This is a genomic window from Pseudoxanthomonas sp. PXM01 (assembly GCF_014851815.1).
Taxonomy (GTDB): Bacteria; Pseudomonadota; Gammaproteobacteria; order Xanthomonadales; family Xanthomonadaceae; genus Pseudoxanthomonas_A.
The window spans coordinates 581660-603431 of record NZ_JACVAJ010000002.1; the positions used below are offsets into that span (position 1 = coordinate 581660).

Annotated in this window: 17 protein-coding genes; 9 read left to right on the top strand and 8 right to left on the bottom strand. The window is 63.7% G+C overall.

Features of this window, described 5'->3' with window-relative positions; genetic code table 11:
• Nucleotides 1–25 precede the first annotated feature (25 nt).
• From IB230_RS12185 to IB230_RS12200, 4 genes are read left to right on the top strand one after another with little or no spacing between them, the layout of a single operon-like run.
• Nucleotides 26–361: a hypothetical protein gene (locus IB230_RS12185; protein WP_192272525.1), complete on the top strand. Its 336-nt coding sequence runs from the start codon at nt 26–28 to the stop codon at nt 359–361.
• A gap of 23 nt (nt 362–384) precedes the next feature.
• Nucleotides 385–954: an RNA polymerase sigma factor gene (locus IB230_RS12190; RefSeq protein WP_192272527.1), complete on the top strand. Its 570-nt coding sequence runs from the start codon at nt 385–387 to the stop codon at nt 952–954.
• Nucleotides 951–1340, top strand: coding sequence for a hypothetical protein (locus IB230_RS12195; RefSeq protein ID WP_225589503.1), 390 nt, complete (start codon nt 951–953; stop codon nt 1338–1340). Before IB230_RS12190 ends, IB230_RS12195 begins: the two co-directional genes overlap by 4 nt.
• Nucleotides 1337–1780: a DUF3106 domain-containing protein gene (locus IB230_RS12200; RefSeq protein WP_192272529.1), complete on the top strand. Its 444-nt coding sequence runs from the start codon at nt 1337–1339 to the stop codon at nt 1778–1780. The genes IB230_RS12195 and IB230_RS12200 overlap by 4 nt, the downstream gene beginning before the upstream one ends.
• A gap of 18 nt (nt 1781–1798) precedes the next feature.
• On the opposite strand, the gene IB230_RS12205 is transcribed toward IB230_RS12200, so the two are convergent.
• From IB230_RS12205 to IB230_RS12220, 4 genes are all read right to left on the bottom strand, one after another.
• Complete coding sequence (locus IB230_RS12205; RefSeq protein ID WP_192272531.1) at nt 1799–2536, bottom strand: sterol desaturase family protein; 738 nt, start codon at nt 2534–2536, stop codon at nt 1799–1801.
• Between the two features lies 1 nt (nt 2537).
• Nucleotides 2538–3641: an NAD(P) transhydrogenase subunit alpha gene (locus IB230_RS12210; RefSeq protein WP_192272533.1), complete on the bottom strand. Its 1104-nt coding sequence runs from the start codon at nt 3639–3641 to the stop codon at nt 2538–2540.
• A 74-nt stretch (nt 3642–3715) separates the two neighbouring features.
• On the bottom strand, nt 3716–6037 hold the full coding sequence (locus IB230_RS12215; RefSeq protein WP_192272535.1) for a DUF1631 domain-containing protein: 2322 nt from the start codon (nt 6035–6037) through the stop codon (nt 3716–3718).
• 188 nt (nt 6038–6225) lie between these two features.
• A complete protein-coding gene (locus tag IB230_RS12220) occupies nt 6226–8397 on the bottom strand; it encodes a DUF1631 family protein (protein ID WP_192272537.1) in 2172 nt (723 codons plus the stop codon).
• A 141-nt stretch (nt 8398–8538) separates the two neighbouring features.
• Here IB230_RS12220 and IB230_RS12225 point away from each other — a divergent pair, with 141 nt between their 5' ends.
• From IB230_RS12225 to IB230_RS12245, 5 genes are all read left to right on the top strand, one after another.
• Complete coding sequence (locus tag IB230_RS12225) at nt 8539–9120, top strand: nitroreductase (RefSeq protein WP_192272539.1); 582 nt, start codon at nt 8539–8541, stop codon at nt 9118–9120.
• On the top strand, nt 9113–10024 hold the full coding sequence (locus IB230_RS12230) for a 5'-3' exonuclease H3TH domain-containing protein (protein ID WP_192272541.1): 912 nt from the start codon (nt 9113–9115) through the stop codon (nt 10022–10024). The genes IB230_RS12225 and IB230_RS12230 overlap by 8 nt, the downstream gene beginning before the upstream one ends.
• Before the next feature lie 63 nt (nt 10025–10087).
• The gene (locus IB230_RS12235; RefSeq protein ID WP_192272543.1) at nt 10088–10297 is read left to right on the top strand and encodes an NAD-dependent epimerase/dehydratase family protein; all 210 of its coding nucleotides are present in this window, start codon (nt 10088–10090) and stop codon (nt 10295–10297) included.
• Nucleotides 10298–10333: 36 nt separating this feature from the next.
• Nucleotides 10334–11068 carry a class I SAM-dependent methyltransferase gene (locus tag IB230_RS12240; RefSeq protein ID WP_192272545.1) on the top strand — a complete coding sequence of 245 codons (735 nt, stop codon included), beginning with the start codon at nt 10334–10336 and terminating at the stop codon, nt 11066–11068.
• Nucleotides 11069–11282: 214 nt separating this feature from the next.
• On the top strand, nt 11283–11927 hold the full coding sequence (locus IB230_RS12245; RefSeq protein WP_192272547.1) for a TylF/MycF/NovP-related O-methyltransferase: 645 nt from the start codon (nt 11283–11285) through the stop codon (nt 11925–11927).
• A gap of 172 nt (nt 11928–12099) precedes the next feature.
• Here IB230_RS12245 and IB230_RS12250 read toward each other — a convergent pair whose 3' ends face one another.
• The 4 genes from IB230_RS12250 to IB230_RS12265 form a co-directional block, all read right to left on the bottom strand.
• A complete protein-coding gene (locus tag IB230_RS12250) occupies nt 12100–13212 on the bottom strand; it encodes an XcbB/CpsF family capsular polysaccharide biosynthesis protein (protein ID WP_192272549.1) in 1113 nt (370 codons plus the stop codon).
• Nucleotides 13213–13451: 239 nt separating this feature from the next.
• Nucleotides 13452–17939: a CDP-glycerol glycerophosphotransferase family protein gene (locus IB230_RS12255; RefSeq protein WP_192272551.1), complete on the bottom strand. Its 4488-nt coding sequence runs from the start codon at nt 17937–17939 to the stop codon at nt 13452–13454.
• Entirely contained in the window at nt 17936–18343 is a 408-nt protein-coding gene (tagD, locus tag IB230_RS12260) for a glycerol-3-phosphate cytidylyltransferase (RefSeq protein WP_192272553.1), read from the bottom strand. The genes IB230_RS12255 and tagD overlap by 4 nt, the downstream gene beginning before the upstream one ends.
• On the bottom strand, nt 18340–21726 hold the full coding sequence (locus tag IB230_RS12265; protein WP_192272555.1) for a CDP-glycerol glycerophosphotransferase family protein: 3387 nt from the start codon (nt 21724–21726) through the stop codon (nt 18340–18342). The genes tagD and IB230_RS12265 overlap by 4 nt, the downstream gene beginning before the upstream one ends.
• Between the last annotated feature and the right edge of the window lie 46 nt (nt 21727–21772).

The following is a 21772-nucleotide window of genomic DNA, read 5'->3' on the forward strand; positions in this document are numbered from 1 at the left end:
CACCCACCCCACGAAGGAGCCGACCATGAAGCGCATGTCGTTGCTGGGCCTGACCATCCTGCTGCTTGCCGCCACCGGGACCGCCATTGCCGGCGATCGTGGCGATCGCATCGACCAGCGCCTGGACCGCAAGGGCGAGCGCATCGAATACCGGCTGGACGCGCGTGGGGTCCGCATCGAGCGCCAGTTCGACCGCCGTGCGCAGTGGGCCGACCAGCATGGCCGTCCGCACCTCGCCAACCGCCTGGAGCGCCGGGGCGACCGTGTCGATGCGCGGCTGGACCGCAAGGGCGAGCGCGCCGAGGCACGCTGGGACCATCGCGGCGACCGCATCGATCGTCGCCTCGACCGTCGCGGCTGATTCACGGCGCCGGCCGCTAAGCTATGTTGGTGAGCACCGCATCAAGCCCGTTGCCCGACGCGTCGTCGCCCAGTCCGCTGGCGGCGACGCTGGACCTGTTCCTGGCCGACATCGGACCGCGGGCGTTCCGCTTCGCCGAGGCCGGCCTGCGCCATCGCGAGGATGCGCTGGATGCCGTGCAGGACGCGATGATGAAGATGCTGGCCTACCGCGAGCATCCGGCGGCCGAGTGGTCACCGCTGTTCTGGAGCATCCTGCGCCGGCGCATCATCGACATGCAGCGTCGCGCCGGTTTCCGGCTGCGCTGGCTGCTGCCGACCGGCGACCGCGGCGAAGAAAGCCCGGTGGACTGGGCACCGGACCACGGTGCCGGCCCCGCACAGACGCATGACCAGCGCGAAGCCTACGCACGACTGGTGCAGGCCCTGCGCGCCCTGCCCAACCGGCAACGCGAGGCATTCACCTTGCGCGTACTCGAAGAACTGGACGTCGCCGACACGGCGCGCGCCATGGGCTGCTCGGAAGGATCGGTGAAGACCCATCTGTCCCGCGCGCGCGACGCCCTGCAACGGCAACTGGAGGAATTCCGATGAACCACGACAACGGCCATGGCATGGACCCGCAGGCCCGGCGCCTGCATCAGGCCGCCCTGGCCCAGGTATCGCCGCAGACGCTGATGCGGTTGCGCGCCGCGCGCCATGAGGCCGGCCTGCAGGCGTCGCCCGTCGGCCATGGCCGTACGTGGCGCTGGTTGACGGCCACCGCGTTCTCGGCGGTGTTGGCGGTGGGCATCGGCCTGCAATGGCTGCCCCGCACCCCCACGGTTCCCGCGTCGGCGCCCGTCGCCGCCGTCCCGTCCGATGGCGACGCCATCGTGGACGAACTGGGGGTCGCCGGCACGTTCGACGAAGATCCCGATCTTTACCTGTGGCTGGCATCCGCCGATGCACAGCCCCTTGCCATGGAGTCGACCCGATGAAGGTCCCTGTCCTTCGTATCCTCGCCCTCGGCCTGGTGTTCGCCGCCGGTCAAGCGTTCGCACAGGCATCCCCTGCCCCCCTGCCGGCGTGGGACAAGCTGACGCCGCAACAGCGGGAGGCGCTGATCGCACCCGTGCGCGACCGCTGGAACCGCGAACCGGAAGATCGTGCCCGCATGCTGGAACGCGCGCAGCGCTGGCAGGCCATGACCCCCGAGCAGCGCGCGCAGGCCCGCCATGGCATGAAGCGCTTCGAGGACATGAACCCCGACCAGCGCCGCGAGGCGCGCGCGCTTTACGGCCACATGAAGGCGCTCACGCCCGAGCAGCGGGACGCATTGCGCGAGCAATGGAAGAAGATGACACCCGCACAGCGCGAGGCCTGGATGCGCGACAACGCGCCGCCGCGACGCGATCGCGACCGGCGCCCGACGCCCTGACGGCATCCGGCACGCCGCTCAGTCGGCGTGCACGTCCCGCATCAGCAGCATGTCGTAGATCCGACGTTCGCGCTCGGCATCGAATCCGCAATCCCGGACCCGCTCGCGCGGGTTTTTCCACGTGCCGAACAGCAGATCCCACAGCGGCAGGCCGTAGTTGTCGGCGTGATGCCCGGCTTGATGGTGCACGCGATGCATCTCGGGGCGCTGGACGAACCAGCCGATCCAGCGCGGCGAGCGCGTGTCCGAATGGATGTAGAGGTTGAAGGCGCTGACCAGCAGCAACGCGACGATGGCGGACAACGGCGTCAGCCCTAGCAGCCAGTAAGCGCTCAGGCAGGTGATGAAGGTCGCCGCCACTGCGTCCAGTGGATGCGCGAAGAAGGCCGTCAGCGATTCGATGCGGCGCGGACTGTGGTGGATCTGGTGGAACGTTCGCCACAGGAACGGGACCCGGTGCGCGGCGCGATGCCACCCGTAGGCGATGAGGCTGGCGAGCAGGAACGTGAGCACGCCCCCTGTCACCGGGTCGATGCGGTCCGCCAGCGACAGCAGGGCGTGCCGCGAAAACCAGTCGCCGAACAGGTGGCCCGTGGCCAGCGCGGCGGCGGCCTGGACGATGTTCAGGGAGCCCGCCAGGATCATCCAGCGACGATCGCAATGGGACTTCGACGCGGGCGCGATGACTTCGACGGTGAAGATCAGCGCGAACAGCAGCGCGATCGCGAGATAGGCGAACACCATCATCGGCGACATGTCAGGCGACCGCCGCGCGCGCCTCGCGGTCGGGCCAGACGGTCTTCGCCAGCAGTTCGTCGTCCCAGTCGAACTGCAGCGCGCCCTCCTTGACGAACAGCGCGACGAAGTTCAACACGTTGCGCGCGTACATCTCGCTGGCGTGCACGGCGCCGAGGCTGGCGAGGTTGAGCGGACCGGCGATCGTCACGCCGTCGTGCGCGTAGGTCTCGCCCGGTCGCGTCAGTTCGCAGTTGCCGCCGGTCTCGGCGGCGAGATCGACGATGACGCTGCCCGGCTTCATCCCCTGGACCATCGCGGTGGTGATGATCTTCGGCGCGGGCCGGCCCGGCACGGCCGCGGTGCAGACCACCACATCGATGCCTTTCAGGTGATCGGCCAGGCGCTGCTGCTGCAGCGCGCGCTCCTCTTCCGTCAGCTGGCGCGCGTAGCCGCCCTCGCCCGCCGCGCTGACGCCGAGGTCGAGGAACTTGCCGCCCAGCGATTCGATCTGTTCGCGCGTCTCCGGACGCACGTCGAAGCCTTCGACCTGCGCACCGAGGCGCTTGGCCGTGGCCACGCCCTGCAGGCCTGCGACACCGGCACCCACGATCAGCACCTTCGACGGGCGGATCGTGCCCGCGGCGGTCGTTAGCATCGGGAAGAAGCGCGGCGCGAGCTGCGCGGCGATCAGCACCGCCTTGTAACCGGCCATGCCGGCCTGCGAACTGAGCACGTCCATCGCCTGCGCGCGCGTCGTGCGCGGCAACCGTTCCAGCGGGAATGCCTGGATGCCCTTCGCCTGCAGGGCAGCGGTGCGCGCGGGATCGGCCGACGGTTGCAGCACGCCGACCAACGTCGCACCGGACTTCAAACCACCGATCGCCTCCGCTGACGGCGGCTGCACGCACAACACCAGGTCCGCACTGCCTCGTGCCTGGTCGTCGCCCAGTTCGGCACCCGCGTCGGTGTAGGCCGTGTCGACGAAGCCGGCGTCGGCACCGGCACCATGCTCCACGACGACGCGCGCGCCGGCGGCGATCAGCTTCTTGACGGTTTCCGGCGTCGCGGCCACGCGGCGTTCGCCGGCAGCGGTTTCCTTCAGTACCCGAACTTCGACCGCCATTGCGCCCCTCGTCGTTAGGTCGTCCGTGGGGCGATGCTAACAGAGCGCGGCAGCGCCGCGCGGAGGCCATCCGGTCAGGCGGGCGCGGCGGCCGAGGGAACCGGCTCGAGCCGTTCGATCACGCCCTGCATGGCGCTGTCGAACGCGTCTTCGCTCTGGTGCGTACGCAGGCGGCCCAGCCGCACCATCGCCGCCAGTTCTTCCGGCGAGGCGACGCAGAACCGCACGCCGCGGCGGTTGACGAACAGCAGACGCGAGGAGATCGGGCTGACCCACGACAGCTTGCCCGCCTGCACCCGGTTGTCCTTGTCGATGAAGTCCAGCCAGGTGCCGATCGGCAGACCGCGGAAATGGTCCGCGTCGCTGTGGTCGAAATCGAGCGTGTCGGCCCCCGCCACCAGGTGGATGGGCGTGGCCTCCTCGTCGACGACAGGCTTGGGCAGCACCACCTGCGGCAGTTCCGGCAACGCTTTTTCCAGGTCGGGACGCGCGGCGGCCACGGCCTGCAGCGTGTCGTGCAACGCATCGACCGCACCGGCGGCGGCGTCCTGGTTCATGCCGACGCTGGCGAACACCTTGAGCATCTGCGATCGCCACGCCTGCAACCACGGCTTGCCGACCACGTGCCGCTGCGCCTCGGTCAGTTCCTCGAGCACGCCATCGGCCAGGGCCAGCGATTCGCGCAGACCTTCGCCTTCGTCGCCTTCGCGCAACACCGCCATGGTGACGTGATGGGCCCAGGGCTGGCGCAGGAAATCCTCGATCGCCTGCGGCACACGCCGGTCGGCCAGGCGCTCGTCCAGTTCTGCGGTCATGCGCGCACGCGCGGCCTCCAGGCGCTCCTGGCCGCGCTGGATCTCGGCAGCACGGCGCTCGGCGATCTCGATGCGGCGGCGGTGCTGTTCCAGGTACGCGCGGAACTCTTCTTCCAAGGTCAGGAAGATGGCCAGGTTCTCGTTGAACTCGGCGACCAGGCGGTCGACGACTTCCTCGACCTTGGTCAGCAGCGTGCGCTCGGCGGCGCTCTCGCCGTTGTTGCCCTCGCAGGCCTCGGCCAGCACGTTGAGCAGGCGGCGCGCCGGGTGGGTCTTCTGCACGAACATGCGGCGGTCGAGCAGCGCCACCTTCACGAACGGCACCACCAGGCGACCGATCAGCTCGCGCGGACGGCCTTCCAGGTCGCGCTCGTCGAGCATGACGTCGAACAGCATGCCGACCAGGTCGATCGCATCCTCGTCGACCGGCGCCAGGCGCGCCTGCGACGGATCCACGCCCAACTGGGTGGCGCTGCTGAGCACTTCGTTCTTCAGCCGCTGCGACAGCGACTCGCCGGTGTCGCCGATCGCCGCGCGCAGCGTGGCGCTGGGCGAGGCCTGCAGTAGCGACAGGACCGACAGCATCTCGCGCTGCGACAGATCGCGCTGGCGGGGATCGACGGCACGCGCCTCTGGGGCCTCACCGGTATCCCGGCCGCGACGCGACTCCTGCAACAGGTGGTGCAGGGCTTCCAGCAGCACGCCCTGTGCGCCGGGTGCGGACCCGTAGCCCGGCGGCACGTCGCCGAAGCCGGGGGCAGCCGGCGCGGCCTGGGTGGCCTGCAGACCACGGCTGACGCCTGCCATGCGGTTGAGGAACCGGGCCGCCCATGCGGGCGCGCCGGGGTCTTCACCATCGCCCGTGGCATCCAGGTCCGGGGCGGCCTCACCGACCGATGCGGCGGCGGCGGCCGGCGGACGGCGCGCAGGCAGTTCCGGCATCACGCCGACCTGCATCAGGCGCTGGTCCAGCGACGCGTAGATGCGGGCGATGGCAGGTACAAGGTCGCGCTCGCACAGCTTGATCACCACCAGCCGGACGTCGGGCGCCAGATCGCAGGCCACGAAGGCCTGGTGGACGGCGACGCCGATGTGCTCCGGACCGATCGGGTTGAGGTCGCTGTCGAGTGTGACATCGCCGGCGATCCAGCCGAGCCGGCGATCCAGTCGCCCCAGCACGGGCTTGCATTCGCGCTGGATGACGCTGGCGAAATTGCGCACGGCCAGGCGCGACTCCAGCTCCTGCTCGGACACCAGGCTGAGGGTGTCGTCCGCCGATTCCACGAACACGCGTTCGGCGGGCGACGGCTGGCCGGCCTCGAGCGCCTTCCATGACCGCTGCAACTGGGCGCGGAACCGCCCGATGATGTCCTCGCGACGACGGCGCAGTTCGCGCATCGCATCGAGGAAGGCCATCTGCGAAGGACCGGCGCGTTCGGCGCGGTCGAACAAGGCATCGTCGAATCGCCCCAGCGCCACCGCGAAGGCATCGACCAGCGGCGGGACGGCGGCGTCGCGCGCCTGCTCCAGCAGGCGCGTGTCGCGCCCGGGGCGGTCGGCGATGTTCGGGACATTCGACATGCGCAGGGTTCCCCGCCCGGGGGGGCGAAAGAAAGGTGGGGGATACGGACGGGGATCCGTGATGACATCGTAGGAAATCCGGCCGACAGGCAACCGTGACGTCCTCGGCAGTTTGATGCCGCGCAACACGTTACCTCATCGGAGAGCGTTGCGGCACAGGGCTTGCATGGCGCCCGAACGTGCCCGCGTCAGGGCGATGCAGGGACCACCAGACGGTCCACCACCCCCTGCATGGCGCTGTAGAACGCATCCTCGTCGCGGTGCATCCGCACGCGCCCGAGCTGCCCCATCACCACCAGTTCCTGGACCGATGCCACGCAGATGCGCGCACCTGCGCGATTGACGAACATCATGCGGCCCGACACCGGGCTGATCCAGCTCAGCCTGCCAGCCTGCACGCGATTGTCCTTGTCGACGAAATCCAGCCAGCTGCCCTCCCGCAAGTGCTGGAAATAATCCGTCATCACCGGATCCTGCCGCCCCAGCCCTTCCTGCAGTTCATGCGACTCCAGCAAGCCGGGCAGCAACGGCGCGGGCACGGCGGGCGACAGCGACGCATCCGCGGCGACCGGCGCATCCTCCCGTGGCGCGACGAGCGCGGCGAAGAGCTGCTCGCGCTGCCGCGCGACGACATCCTTCGCCTGCCCCGAGGCCATCCACATCGGCTGCAGCCAATCCAGCGCCGCGTGCCAGGCGCGTACGTCACCGCGATCGTTCGCCACCGCGACCGCCTCGAGCAGACCGTCCAGCATCATCGGCGCCGCCCGTGGCTTGTTGAGAGCCTGCATGCGCGCCGCGTACGCCGGCCAACCGTCCACCAGAACCCGCCGCACCGCCATGGGCATGTCGTGCGCCTGCAACCTGGCCTCGAGGTCTGCGGCAAACTGCGCCACGACCGCGGCTTCGGCATCCTTCGCCTGTTGTTCGGCGGCCAGCGCGCGCTCGACCTTGTCCGCCTCGCTGCGATAGCGCGCGTAGAAGTCATTGAACTCCGTGCGCGCCACGCGGAACACCGACTGGCTTTCGTCGAAATCCGCGACCAGCCGCAGTACGGTGTCCCTTACCTTTTCCAGCAGCAGGCGCTGCGCTTCGTTCTCGCCGGGGTTCCCGTCGCAGGCTTCGACCAGCACGTTCAGCAGGCGGCGCGCCGAATGCGTGGCCTGCAGGAACAGCTTGCGGTCCTGCAGGGCGACCTTGGTCATCGGCGCCATCAGTCGCCCCAGTACATGGATCTGGTCCTGGCCGAGATGGCTCTCGCGGAAGATCACCTCGAACAGCATGCCGACCAGGTCGACCACGTTCTCGTCGGCATCGGAGATGGCCACCGCTTCCGGCGCGACACCCAATCCCGCCGCATGCAGGAAGATCTGCCGCTTGAAGGCCGCCTTCAGTTTCTCGGGCGTGGCCAGCACTTCGGCATGCACCTCCGGCGCGGCGATCTGCAACAGGGTCAGCGCCACCACCAGTTCGCGCTGCGACAACGAGGTCCGCACCGCCGGGGACGCCGTGGCACTCGGGCCGCGCGCGTGCCGATGCCGGGACGCCTCCAGCAACTGGTGGAGTGCCGGCGGCAGCGTGCCGGTCTCCGATGGCGCAACCGGCGCATCGGCATCCCCGTTGTCCCACGACACGAAGAACCGCGTCATCCAGTCCGGCTCGCTCGTCGCTTCGTCACCCGCACTGGGGATCGCCTGCGCGCGGCGCAGGCGCGGACCGGTGCTGTCCTGCGGCCCCAGGCGACGCACCAGTCGCGCATGCATGGATTCGTAGATCGGCCCGATGAGTTCGACGAACTCGCGCGCGCAGCATTGCATCGCCAGTGCGCGGACGTTGCCGGGCAGCGCCCCATCCGTCAGGCCGCGATACACCGCCATCGCGATGCGCGCTGGCGAATACGGCGCGCTGTCGGGCGACAGGCGGATCCCCATGTCCAGCCATGTCAGGTAACCATTGAGGCGCAGCAGTTCGGACTGCCATTCGCGTGAGATGACATCCGCCAACTGTTCGGTCGCCAGCCGAACGTCCAGTTCGTCCTCTTCGACCAGGCCAAGCCCCGCCTCGTCGCGCTCCCGCCCGAACCGCACCGTGGGCGCCTCGCCTGCCGACGCCGTGCGCCAAGCCGAGGCCATGTCGTCGCGGAAGCCGCGCAGGATCGCCTCCCTGCGCTCCTTGAGCGCCAGCAGGCCATCCAGGTAAGGGCCACGATCCAGCTCCATGCGTTCCAGCCGGTCCAGCATCGGCTGCCGCAGTCCGTCCACCACATCGGTGAATGCCGCCTCCAAGGGCGCCTGCATCGCCTCGCGCAGCAACTCGACGAGCGGATGGCCTGACGTGGGAAGAGGCGGCGGCGTAGCAGGCATTGCGTCGTTCGGTCGGCCAGGTTGTCCACGGCGGCCCGTATCGACTCACGGTTCCGTGCGTACCAGCGGACCGTAACGCGTCCGCTGCGATTAAACTCGTGCATCGATACTGTGTACTGCATCCCACTATAAGGCGACTCGATGCCCACTGAAAGCCTGCTGCAGGTACTGGACGCGCGACGTTCCGTGCCATCGAAGCAACTGGGTGAACCCGGCCCCGATGCGGCCACGCTGGCCCGCATGCTGGCCTCGGCCGTGCGCGTGCCGGACCACGGCAAGCTGGTGCCGTTCCGTTTCATCCATATCCGCGGCGATGCACGCCACGCGCTGGGCGACCGGTTGGCCGCGCGCACGCGCGCGCTCGACCCGGATGCACCCGATGCCGCCGTGGAAAAGGACCGTGGCCGCTTCTCCAGTGCGCCCGACATCATCACGGTGGTCGCGCGCCTGACGCCCGGCCACAAGGTGCCCGAACAGGAACAGCTGCTCACCGCCGGCAGCGTCTGCTTTGCCCTGTTGCAGGCGGCACAGGCGTGCGGCTTCGGTGCGCAATGGCTGACCGGCTGGATGGCCTACGACGATCACGTCTCGCAGCTGCTGGGCCTTGCCGCGAACGAGAAGGTCGCCGGCTTCATCCACATCGGCACGCCGCGGCTGCAGGCGCCCGAGCGGGAACGCCCGGATCCCGCCGCACTGCTGAGCGAGTGGACACCCGATGCCTGAGGGGCTGCACCCGCGCCCGCTCTACCTGGTCGATGCCAGCCTGTACGTGTTTCGCGCCTGGCATTCGATGCCGGACGAATTCCAGGATGCCGACGGCTGGCCGACCAATGCGGTTCACGGCTTCGCGCGTTTCCTCCTCGAGTTGCTGGAGAAGGAGCGACCTGCGCACATCGCCATCGCGTTCGACGAGGCGCTGGACAGCTGTTTCCGCAACCACCTCTATCCGGCGTACAAGGCCAACCGCGATCCCGCGCCGGAGGAACTCCGCCGCCAGTTCACCCACTGCAAGGCCCTCTGCGCCGCACTCGGACTGAGCGTGCTGGCTCACGGCGAGTACGAGGCGGACGACCTCATCGGCAGCGCCCTGCACGCGGCGCGTCCGCAGGGATTCCGCGGCGTCATCGTGTCGGCCGACAAGGACCTGTCGCAGTTGCTGCAGGAACACGACGAGCAGTGGGATTTTGCGCGCGGCCAGCGCTGGGGCATGGCCGGCGTGAAGGCACGCCACGGCGTGGAGGCGCGGCAGATCGCCGACTACCTGGCGCTGACCGGCGATGCCGTGGACAACATTCCCGGCGTGAGCGGCATCGGCGCGAAATCCGCCGCGGTGCTGCTCGCGCATTTCGGCGACCTGGACACGCTGCTGGCGCGCATGGACGAAGTCGCCTTCCTGCGACTGCGTGGCGCGGCCACGATGGCGGTTCGCCTGCGCGAACAACGCGAGCAGGCGTTGCTGTGGCGTCAACTCACGACCATCGCGCTGGATGCGCCGCTGGGCGACATCGCCACCGGCCACGTGCGTGGCCAGGCCGACAGCGACATGCTGTCGGGACTGTCGGACGCCCTGCGTTTCGGCCCGATGACGCGACGGCGGTTGCGCGTGGCGGCGGGGTTGCAGGACTGACGAAGACTGCCATCACATGATGCAGCCGGTAGAATGCGGCCAGTGATTTCAGGGAAGGCTGTAATGCATCTGCTTGTGTGTGGTGGTGCCGGCTACGTCGGTTCCCACGTGGCCAGGGTTCTCGACGCCAGAGGCCATCGCGTCACGGTCCTCGACAATCTCAGCACCGGTCACGCCGAGGCTGTCCGCTGGGGACCCCTGGTCCGGGCAGACATCCTCGATGTCGACAGCCTGGAGGCGATTCGGTCGCCCACGTACGCCTCAGCATCCTGAAGGCGCTCTTCGCCCCTTACACACGAGACTTCCGAGATGAAACTGCCGCACTTCCTGTCCAGCTACTTGAAGCACAGCAAGGAGTTCATGGCCGCCCACGAAGAGGGCGAAGCGATGGCGCTGGCCGTGGGTGGCGACTACGAGGCGGTCGGCTCGCTCGAGTTCCAGTTGCTCAAGCATCTTGGCCTGTTGCCGGAACACCGCATCATCGACGTCGGATGCGGCAGCGGGCGCCTGGCCTCGCAACTTGCGAACTACCTTTCCGGCGAATATGTCGGCATCGACGTGGTGCCTGATCTTTTCCAGTACGCGCAGAGCCGTTGTGGGCGAGACGACTGGCGCTTCTATGCCGCGCCCGGGACCACGATTCCTGAACCCGACCAGTCCGCGGATTTCATCGTGTTCTTCTCGGTCTTCACGCACCTCCAGTTCGAAGAGACGTATCGGTACCTGCGTGACGCGAAACGCGTGCTCAAGCCGGGCGGGAAGATCGTCTTCTCGTTCCTCGAATTCCGCATCCCCTCACACTGGAACATCTTCGAAGCCTCGCTCAAGGACGAGCGACACGACAAGGTGCTGAACCAATTCATGGACCGCGATGGAATCCATGCCTGGGCTTCGAACCTGGGGCTGGTGGTGGAGCGAGTGCTGGACGGCAACAACAACTACATCCCGCTCGACCAGCCGGTCCGCTGGGATGATGGGCGCGAAATGAAGGAAGCCGGCAGCCTGGGTCAATCCTGCTGTGTGCTGGGTCTGCCCCCAGCCTGATCGGCAGTCGTTGCCTAGGTGGTGATCCGGACTGCCACCTGCACCCACTGGGTACGCCATAGATGCTCGAAGGAGCGCCCGTGCGCGGCACTTCAATCGAGCAATGCGCGGTGCTCAGCGTCTCAGAACTCACCATCCACCCGCCCCGTTGCTTGGCATGCCGGCGCGCCTTCCTCCATGATGGAACCCCCTTCGGGCAACGCGCATTCACCTCATGCCCCCAACGGCCAACCGATCCGCAGAAGAAGTGATGTCTAGGCTGCGGGAAATCAGCTATCCCGCACTCTATGTGGAAGAGGACAAGTGGTACAGCTACAAGCTGATATCGCTGCACGCCGCTATCGCCGAAATCTCCCTGCCCGGCGACTACGCCCAGTTCGGCGTGTTTGAAGGGCGATGCGCGCGCTTCATTGCGAACTTTCTTCGCGGTGGGCGCCAGTTGCATCTGTTCGACAGTTTCGAGGGTCTTCCCGAGGACTGGATCGGGCAATTCAAGAAAGGGGCTTTTTCACTGCCGCCCGAATCCATCCCTACGTTCGACAACGATGCCATTCACGTCCATCCGGGCTGGTTCTCCGACACCATTCCCGAGGTGCGTGACCAGTTCACATCCCCACTGGCATTTATCCACGCGGATGCCGATCTTTACAGCTCCACCCTTGATCTTCTCGATGGCATGAATGACCTCATCGCGCCCGGCACAATCATCCTGTTCGACGAGTACGCCATGGAAAGTCAGGGCGAGTATGACGATGGCGAGCATCGTGCATTGATGGAATGGGCTGCGCGATACAACCGAAAGTTCGATTATCTCTGGCGAACCGCCCACGCGCAGCTAGCCATCCGCATCACCGACTGATCCAACCGGACTAAGGCCTCAAACGCTTAACCGTGCCACGTGCGTAGCACAGCCTTCATGGGACAAAAGGTCGCGACCTGATATCCGGATTCTGGACGCCTCCGCACAGCGGCATTGCCCGCAGTCGCGTTGGCCTGCGTGGAACCCACCCGCTATCGCGATACCCCCGATTTCAGATAGCGCGACTACCAGAATCCTCCTGGTAAGACACTTCATCCACCACATGCATGCCGCCAGCAATCGGCAGCCGGTAGAACTGCATGTTCAACAGCATCACCGCAAGATTCAGTGTCTTGGGACTGACGTCCGGGTGCGTCTTGATACCGGCATGGCGCGAATCGAAAAACGCCACATGGCTCCGCATCGGCTCACCCAGCGTCTCCATTACGTAGGGATACTGTGGAGATCTCTTCGAGCACAATATCGCAATGGGGGGCAGTCGATCGAGGTCAGTCGATGCAGCCAGACGACCGAACTTGGTCTTCTTGTCTTCCGGAAACACTCCCACCGTGAAATGGGAGTCGTTGAAAGTTCTGATGTAGTACTCATCCGCAAGAATCGGATCAGCAGCCACTACCGGATAGTTCCCGAGTAGACCATGGTACAGCGCCGCTGAGCCGCCCTTGCTTGCCCCATAGAGCACGACATCCCGAGAGTCGACCCGGAATCGCCCGGCAACGTCGGCAATCAGACCTTGCACGTGATTTTCCGTCTCTGGCAAGCCCAAGGTGTTCATGTAATAGCCACCGACGACACCACCAAAATCGGCAATACGCAGCACCGCCGTACCGGCCGGGAGGTACTTCTGGATGGTTGCAAAGTTCTGTTCGAAATGTCGCATCAGACTGGAAGTACGGATCTTCCCGGCCATGGACGAAAACACCACGACGAGTCGCGTAGTGGCCAAGCCTGCTAATGGCTCATCTACGCTATATACCAGATCGTGGCGATCGACCTCGCAAGGCCCATCCTTGACTCGTTGCCACAGCTTTCCAATAAATGAGTGATGCACAAACGAGGTCACGCCCTCTTTCAGCATGTAAGCCACGAATGCGTGATTGGCAAGCTCGACTACCACACTGCGGACCGACTTATCCTTCATCGCAAGATCAAGCAGGTTGCGTGCATCGCAGGCAACCGAAGCATGATCGACGCGCAGAATGCGCAACATCGGATTATCAGCGACAAGCCTTGAAACCCCACAAGACTGAAGCTCGGACAGCGAAACTTTCACGTCGGTCCTTCCCGCAAGCGCGGGAACAACAACATTCTGCGAAATGGACATAGTACGAACCTCCAATTGCCACTCGCGCTGCAGCCTACTCGAGTGCGATAACGACTGTGTCGACGCCAGATCATCCATCAGACCCAGTAGGCGGATTTCATGAAGGATCTCCAAGCAAGAACACAGAGAGCCTTTAGCTAAGGGAAGGTACAAACAAGTCTGCCGTTGCCCATGATCCGTACGCAGGGGTGGCAGTTATCCGGCCCTTCCTAAAGCTTATCCGCCTGTCTTCAGGCGCATCAATGAACCCATGCTTGCGCTTCAGGATTCACGCCGACTACACGGCTATAGAACTGACCCAGAGCATCCGCCTGGTGCGCGTGCCAATCAAATTCTGGCTTGGGCAACGCGCCATCTAGGAAGCGGCGCATGCCTTCGAGCAACCCTTGCTCATCGTTGTCGACGAAGTTCGCCGGGAACATGTGCTTCACGTCCGCGTTGCCGGAAATGTCCGTGGCAACAAATGGCAAGCCGAGAATAAGGGACTCGATAAGCGACATGGTCTTGGCCTCATGGTTTGACGACAGAACAAAGCAATCGGCATGGCGGAGATAGGGATAGGGATTCGCGCGAAAACCCAGAAAATGGATTCGATCCGTCAGGCCCAACTGCTCCACCAAAGCCCAGAGTTCACCACGCAACGGCCCATCGCCAAGGAACAACAGCTTCGGCCGAGCATCTTCCGCTGCAAGGCGTGCAAACGCGCGGATCAGCTTCGCCTGATCCTTTTCGACGGACATCCGGCCCATGTTGATGAACACAGGTCCGACGCCAAACAAGCTTGCATCGGCCCCATCGATCTCCTCATCGGCCAACGCAAGAATCCGTTCCGGATCCTGCACATTCTCGCTACTGATGAACTTCTCCGGAGGGATACCCAACCAGCCAGCAAGCTTCTCCGTATTCACAATGCGCGATTGCTCACAGACGCATGCCAAGGCATCCGCGTGCGGATAGATCCTCAGCATGCGCATCAGTTCCGGAAACCTGGCAACGTACTCGTCGTAGATGTCGCTATGAAGATAGATGACCTTGCGCGCCGCATCCGTACCAAAATTAAGGACTGCTGCCCAGAACGCGTCGTATCCCGAGAATGCAACGACCGCGTCGAACTTCGCCGTGCCAAATGTGCGTTCGTACTCGCGCGAGAAGATGCCCTTGATGATGACCATCTGGTCGTCATTAAACGCTTGCTGCCCACTTTCGTACTTCGTGCGCAGCCAGCGCTCCTCCCAGGTCATCGGGACCGTACCGTGACGTGAAACAACCGCGATATCCTCCGGCAGTCGCGCGAACTGGCTGCGCGCGCTGCGATCGAACTCGAGCGCGCCAGAGGCGATCGGCACAGTGAGGTGCAGCCGCGACCGGTCGATATGCCTGGCGAGATTGAGGAAGGACGTGGTGATGCCGTTGGGTTGGAAGCCACCACCATGAATCAGGATGCGCTTCCCTGCTCCCGAACCCGGATCCACCACGCAGGTGGTGGCATCCTTGAAAAGGAAATCCACTACACGCTCCGTCGCACGCCCGTCGTCGTGTGTATTGAAACGGGACTGAGCCGCTGCGTGGTGGTCCGCATCCGCCAACTGACCATCGAGCGCCCTGCCCAGGGCTTCGCTCAATGCCTCCACGTCACAACACTTGTAGCCCGGCATTTCATCCATGGCGAAGTACATGCCGCGCTCACGGCTGTACTCCTCCAGATCATAGGTGTAGTAAAGCACCGGCCTGCCGGTGGGCAGGAAGTCGAAGAAGATGCTGGAATAGTCGGTAATCAGCACGTCGACAACCGACAGTAGCTCGTTGGTGTCGAGCGCTGCCGGTGCGACGATGCAGCCCATGACCTTGTCGGCATCGAATACCTTTTCCATCAGGTGATGCCCACGAAAGACGATGTCGCAATCGTGCCGAGTCGCAAGCAACTCGATGTCCGCCTTGGCCTTGTCCACCTCGTACGACACCGTCTCCAACGTGCCGCGCCAGGTGGGCGCATACAAGACGACCGGCCGACGTCCACCCACACCGAGCTGGGCACGGATTGCAGCACGTCTTGCATCGCTCGCATTGAGCGTGAGATCGACACGCGGATAGCCGGTCTCAGCAAGCTTTCCACCCATCGTGTGGCGAATATCGTAGCTGTCGAACAGCACTCCCGTAGTATGCGGATTTGGGCTGATGATATGCGTCGCCTGCAGGAAGTTCCGCTGCGCGCGCTTGTGATCCTGGAACTTGTACTGCTGCTGCTTCCCCAATGTCTTCAACGGCGTGCCATGCCATGTGGCAAGGAATTTCTGCCCTTCGCGGCGCACGAAATACTGTGGGAATACCGTATTGTTGACGAGATACTTCGCAGTCGCCAGATAGCGTAGATACAGATCCGAAGGGCGTGGCGCGAATACCACATTGGGGTAATGCCGCAGAGAGTCCGGCACACGCTCCGGATCATTGATGACCCAGACGTGCAACAGAGACTTGTAATCCGGATGATTAACCAGATACTCAAATATCGCCAGTGGATTGCATGAGTACTGCTTGCCAATATGGCTCTCGTAGACAATCACATTGTCCCTGAGTGGCAGGCTCTTCATGTACTCGACATAGGTGGCGGGAAGAACCTCGGATGGATGCGCCTTCGCCAATGCCGCCGAGTCGATACCAGACGCCACTTGGGTAATGTAGGTCTGGCGGAAGGCCCGGCAGGCTTCCTCGAACCTACCGGCTCTAAACAACGAAAAACCCAACCGATAGAACCATTTCGATTGATAGGTGACGCTACGATCTAGGGCATCGGCATAAGCAGATGCGGCACCTGCCCAATCTTCTTTACGCTCAAGCGCCTCGCCCAAGCGGCAGTGAATGGCTGCATCAGTAGTATCTATCGCGACAGCATCACGTATCGCGACCTCCAGCTCCACATCCAACTCGGCCATGTAGGCCTGGAAAACCGACTCGCCGGCCGTCTCCCCGCCCTTGTGTTCCGCAACAGCTTGGGACTCTGTCGCACCTTGGGCGACCGCCTCCCGCAGTCCGACGGCGTCAGGCTCTGCATGCACGTACGCCCCACCATCGACGAGTGCGTTCTTGCGTTGCGCGATATGCTCCAAGCAAGCCGCCTCATACCGGCCTGCCTCGGCAAGCACATATGCCCTGCGGTAATGCCAGTAGGGCATGGGCTTTTCACTCAGCCGGATGCCAATAGCGTAGGCTTGGCCGGCCTCATCCCAGAGAGCCATCCGCTCCAGCACGAACCCCAAGCGATAATGCCAGTATGCCGCACCAAGAGGATTGAGCGACAAAGCCCGACGGTAAGAAGCCCGGGCCGCATCCCATCGGTAGCAACGGTCATGCGCCATACCCAGACGATAGTGCAGTTCGGCGTCGAGTGGGAATTCGCGCAAGCGCGTTTCATAAGCAATCGCGGCATCCGACCAGTAGCCTCGTGCCTGATGGAGTGCCCCGACACCAAACTGCTTCGCACCTGAGTCCGGATCGAGCCTGATCGCCTCCGTATAGGCAGTGTTTGCCAGCTTAGTCTGACCAGCCTTCTCGGCAGCATAGCCAAGGCCATACCACCACTTCCCATTCTTGGGATTGATGGCCATTGCCCGTGAATACGCCACGACAGCCGCGTCAAAACGACGCATTTCCTTGTGCGCCTCTGCCAGCTTGAACCACCATTCCGACTGGCTTTCGTCTCCTATGAGCGCCTGCTGCCAAGAATCCGCCGCTTGCCACCACTTGCTTTGTCGCGACAGCAGCGCAGCGAGACGCGCATGCGTTGCTGCATCATCCCACTGCTTGGAAAGCGCGCAGCGGCACAGCATTTCAGCAAGCGCCAGCATCTTTCGGTTTTCCAAGACGCTCGCGAGCCTGATGCAGGCCGTGGCGTCCACGATGGCATCTTCCACAATGGCGTCACACGCGTCACGCAATTGCTGATGCTCTGCCGGCAGCATGGGCGTCGCGGAACGTGTGGAAAGACCTTGGCGTCGCCCCTCATCCAGATAATGCGCAAGTGGATTGACTTGACCTGGATTACCTACCAGATGGACGATGGCATACCAGAAAGCATCGAAATCAGGGTGAGGATTGCGCAACTCCCTAAAACCCCATCGGCAGAAGTGCACCAACGGATTCATCTTGGCTTTCTTTACATCGGGATATGTCTTCAGATAATAGCGAGTACTAAAGAATGGGCATGGGTCGTACCCACTCTTGGCGCCTTGCTTCAGGTAATGCATGATCGGATCGACATCCGCGGACGCCGCGCTCGGATAAGCAGCAAGATAGCCCTCGCGGTCGAACACGCCTGACTGGGCAATAATCTCCGCATCGTCGATCATCTGCTGGCTTGCAGCTCCCTCGTTCGGCTTGATACTGGCCGCTTCCGCACCATGCTCAAGATAGTGTCGGAACGGATTGATTCCGCGAAGAGCTACCTCAGGATGCTCACGTGCATAGCGCAAGTGATCGAAGCCAGCACACGGGAGCCTCCCTTCAGCAGCCCCATGGCGAACATAATGTTCAACCGGATCGATGCCGGCTTGAGCCACATCCGGGTTTTGCTGTAGATAGCCTTCGCGGTCGAACTGGGCACAGCTCTGGAGAAAGGCGATGTCCTGCTCGACCTGGCTTTCCTGGGACTTATCGCCCCGAAGTCGCTGCCTTATTGCGCGCAGCAACCCAGCACCTTCCACTGCCACATTCCTACTTTCCTGGGTGCTCATTGCGTCACCCCGACGACACTGATGGCAAGCGACTGTTTGATTTCAGTCGTGGAAATACTTTCCGTCCTGGGCAAGTAGCGCACTTGACAGAACTCGGACAGGAAATCGAACTTGCCCTCCCAGTCATGCCCCATCACGAAAACGGCGGCACCATAGCGCTTGATATCGTCGACCTTCTGCTCCCAGTTGTGCTCGGGAAAAACTTCGTCGACATAGCGGATTGATTCCAGAACCACCTTGCGGTTTTCGAAGTTCAGCAGGGACGATTTATGCTTTCCGCGATTGAACTCGTCACTCGACAGCCCCACCACAAGCCTGTCGCCCAGCGCACGAGCGCGACGCAAGAGGTTGATGTGCCCGATGTGCAGGATATCGAACGTCCCGTACGTGATTACCGTCTTCATTCCAATCCCCAACGAATATGGGCTGCGCCACCCAGCACATCCCTGTCTGAAATACGTTTTACCTGCTCCACCACGCGCCGTGCGTTGCCGTCGTCGAGATAGTGGAAGAACAGGCGTCTCTTCCATTCCATCGCATCTTCGCCCCCAGGCTCGGGCGGTCTGAATACGCGCTCCAACGCCGACATCAGCTCATCGAACGAGCCCGTTACTTCGCCCGGGAATACGTCACGCAGCTGGTAGAAGAATCCCCGCTCCATGAATTCGTACTGGACCTCGTCGAACGCAAAACTGACCGCCGGCTTCCCGGTCACCATGAAATCCATGAAGCAACTGGAGTAGTCCGTCAGCAGCACCGACGCCGCACGGTAGAGCACCTCTATGTTCGGGAATGCGTCGTCCGACAGGTCAATGCACCGGCCATCCATTCGCAGCGACCTGGAATAAGACCTGGCCGTATCGGCCATGTGCTCGCGCACACCGAGCACCGCATGGTGCCTGTCGAGCCAGTCCACCAGCCTCGCTTTCTCGCTATCGGAGAACTCGTAGTAGGCGCTGTCCTGACCATTCCTGAAGGTGGGAACGAACAGCACCAGCTTCCTGCCTGCCATCAGATCGAGCAGTGACGCGAACTCCTGCCGCAGATCCTCCGGCAGCCTGTCGAGGTCCCGGAGGATGAAATCGATCCGCGGCAGGCCGGTCATCCACACGTCCTCGTAGGACAGGGGATAGAACGCGGATGCCATCGCCATGCGGTCGACTTCGGAAGAACTGATCACGGACCGGTACTTCCGGTGTTCGTCCCGCAGGGCGCCGAGCCGGCCCGCCTGATCCACGGAAGCGTATCCGATGCGCTTCAACGGGATGCCATGCCAGAGATTGATGACGTTGCGCAGATCGCAGGCGATCGGATGGACGACGTTCCTGGGCACGCTGTGGCGGATGAAGACCGTCCCGCAACGCATCAGCAACTGCTGGCCTTCCTCGCTGTACAGCGAAACCACGTGCACGTTCTCACCCTCGACGTCCACGACGCGCTCACGGGTCAGCACCACTTTGGTAATGGCCGGATCATTCCTGACATCCTCGAAGACGGCCCTTTCGTTGCCACTGAAGCGGTGTGTGAAGCCACAGACCGGGAATGCCCACCATGTGCGCTGCTTCCGGACTTCCAGGTCCTGCGCGGCGAATTCCGCGTCCGTCAGCAGGCGTCCAAGCTTTCGGCCTCCCTCGCTCCAGGTCTCAGCGCTGCCTAGACTCAACGCCAGGCGCTTCGGGTCGACGACCCTGTCGATGTGCCGCTGGATGGCGCCGACATCGCACCCCGGCACCTTCTCCTTTACGCGGTCCACCCACGCGCTCAACCCGGGCACGCCGTAATGGTTGTCCGTCAGCAGCAATCGCTTCAACAGCGGAAAGCCCTTCTCGATCAGGCAGAAGTACCAGCCACTGAATGCCGGATGGAAAGGATAGAGTTGATCGATGAACGTGTTGAACGAGAAGCCCTTGGAAATCAGGTAGCGCGTCAATCCGACTTCGTACTTGAGGATGACGTCCTTCTTCGAAACCTGGGGTACGACGCTGGACATCAACCGCCTGAAGTCCACGTCATCGAGGACGTTCCGCCGATAGGCCACGAAATATGACCCCACGTGGAAGTCGTAGGTGTAGTCCTTCTCGAACTCGCCCAGCAGGGAGCCCTTGACCACACCCAGCGGGATGGGGTCACGGAAGCGGTTGCGCGACGCATGGGCGGTCGCAGCGATCCCCTTGGTCGCCTGAAGCCCCCACCAGTCGCAAGGCATGGCATCCATCTTCTCGAAGACCTGATCGAGGTCGCGCAGCAGGTAGCAGCTGTCGTTTGCGAAGAGGACCTCGTCGTACGACTGCAGCGCCCCCCAACCCACCCGATGCACGGCGAGCTCCGAGTACGAGCCGAAGTCGTAGGCGCCATGCCGCGCGGCCCACGCTCCCTTGGTAATGCCGGCCAGCTTGTCCAGCTCGCCTTCGCGCATCTCGCAGTCAGCGAAATAGTAGACGTCGGCGTGACGGCTGAGTTCGCGCACATATGCGACCACGCAGTCGTCCACGAGGCCGTCCTTGTCGAAGCCGGCGAACAGGCAGGCGCGGCGGATGCTACGTCCCGGCAATCCCTGGACCAGTGTCTCCACCGATCTCGGGCGCGGCGGCGTGCCCGGCCGCGTCGAGTCGCCCCGCGCAATACCCACGCGCATGTACTCGACGAGCGGATTGACGCCCTCGTCGCGGGGATCCATATGCATCGACCAATACCACCACACGTCGAAGCGGGGACCTGGATTGCGAAGCTCCTTCCACCCCGACTCGCAGAAATGCGCGAGCGGATTCATGGCCGAGGCCAGTACATCGCCATTGTTCGACAAGTAATAACGGTCGTCGAACATCTCGCATGCCACGCGCCCTTCGGCGCTGCCATGGCGCAGATAGTGCAACAAAGGGTCCGCGCCGCTCTCATCGACATCGGCATACCGGTCGAGGTAGGCCCGCCTGTCGAACAGCCCCGACCGCTCGATAATGCCGTAGGCCGGCTCCTCGACAGGTATGGTGCTGTACCTCAGTGCGCGCCCGTGCCGACGGTAGTGCTCCAGCGGATTCAGCCCGGTATCGTGCTCACCATTGAGATAGACCCTGGCGTACCAGCTGGTGTCGAAATCCGCAGAAGCGCTTCGTCCCTCGCGAGCGCCATGCTGCAGGAAGTGCAGAAATGGATTCTGGCCGCTGGCGACCACGTCCGGGTACGACTCCAAATAGTAGCGAGAGTCGAAGCCCTCGCAGGGACTTCTCCCTTCACTGGCACCGAGCGCCTCGTAGTGGCCGATGGCGTCCATGCCCGCCTCGGCTACGTCGGGGTAAAGCGCCAAGTAGCGCGCTTCGTCGAACAGTCCCGATGCGCGCAGGGCGTTGGCGACGACCGACTCGGGGGGAGCGACCTCCAGGCCCGCGGCCTTGCCGACGAGTTGATAATGGCGAAGCGGAGACAGGGACGCCCGCTCCTCGGCACTCATGTGCTGCGATGCGTACCAGGCGGCCTTGAACCCGGATGATGGATCGCGCTGCTCGCGCCAGCCATTTGCGCAGTAGTGGACGAACGGCGACTGCCCCGCACCGGCGACATCCGGATAAGCGGCGAGGTACTCGGCGGGATCGAACCCGTCGCAAGGCTTACCACCGCCTTTCTCTCCGACCCGCAGATAGTGGGTGATGGGATCCAAGCGACTGGTCGCGGCGGCGGGAAAGCTCGCCTTGTAGAACGCGGCATCGAACGCACCGGCGTTCTTCAACGTCCGGTACTCTTCCATTTCCCGCACTGAAGATTTTCCGCGAATCCAGGCCCAGATGATCTTCATTGCATGTTCCAGGTCGATGCTCGTCCGAAGGGATCGTTACTCAGCA

Coding starts and splice junctions, on each gene's coding strand:
- IB230_RS12185 (WP_192272525.1), top strand. CDS start 26: ATGAAGCGCATGTCGTTGCTGGGCCTGACCATCCTGCTGCTTGCCGCC.
- IB230_RS12190 (WP_192272527.1), top strand. CDS start 385: ATGTTGGTGAGCACCGCATCAAGCCCGTTGCCCGACGCGTCGTCGCCC.
- IB230_RS12195 (WP_225589503.1), top strand. CDS start 951: ATGAACCACGACAACGGCCATGGCATGGACCCGCAGGCCCGGCGCCTG.
- IB230_RS12200 (WP_192272529.1), top strand. CDS start 1,337: ATGAAGGTCCCTGTCCTTCGTATCCTCGCCCTCGGCCTGGTGTTCGCC.
- IB230_RS12205 (WP_192272531.1), bottom strand. CDS start 2,536: ATGTCGCCGATGATGGTGTTCGCCTATCTCGCGATCGCGCTGCTGTTC.
- IB230_RS12210 (WP_192272533.1), bottom strand. CDS start 3,641: ATGGCGGTCGAAGTTCGGGTACTGAAGGAAACCGCTGCCGGCGAACGC.
- IB230_RS12215 (WP_192272535.1), bottom strand. CDS start 6,037: ATGTCGAATGTCCCGAACATCGCCGACCGCCCCGGGCGCGACACGCGC.
- IB230_RS12220 (WP_192272537.1), bottom strand. CDS start 8,397: ATGCCTGCTACGCCGCCGCCTCTTCCCACGTCAGGCCATCCGCTCGTC.
- IB230_RS12225 (WP_192272539.1), top strand. CDS start 8,539: ATGCCCACTGAAAGCCTGCTGCAGGTACTGGACGCGCGACGTTCCGTG.
- IB230_RS12230 (WP_192272541.1), top strand. CDS start 9,113: ATGCCTGAGGGGCTGCACCCGCGCCCGCTCTACCTGGTCGATGCCAGC.
- IB230_RS12235 (WP_192272543.1), top strand. CDS start 10,088: ATGCATCTGCTTGTGTGTGGTGGTGCCGGCTACGTCGGTTCCCACGTG.
- IB230_RS12240 (WP_192272545.1), top strand. CDS start 10,334: ATGAAACTGCCGCACTTCCTGTCCAGCTACTTGAAGCACAGCAAGGAG.
- IB230_RS12245 (WP_192272547.1), top strand. CDS start 11,283: ATGCCCCCAACGGCCAACCGATCCGCAGAAGAAGTGATGTCTAGGCTG.
- IB230_RS12250 (WP_192272549.1), bottom strand. CDS start 13,212: ATGTCCATTTCGCAGAATGTTGTTGTTCCCGCGCTTGCGGGAAGGACC.
- IB230_RS12255 (WP_192272551.1), bottom strand. CDS start 17,939: ATGAGCACCCAGGAAAGTAGGAATGTGGCAGTGGAAGGTGCTGGGTTG.
- tagD (WP_192272553.1), bottom strand. CDS start 18,343: ATGAAGACGGTAATCACGTACGGGACGTTCGATATCCTGCACATCGGG.
- IB230_RS12265 (WP_192272555.1), bottom strand. CDS start 21,726: ATGAAGATCATCTGGGCCTGGATTCGCGGAAAATCTTCAGTGCGGGAA.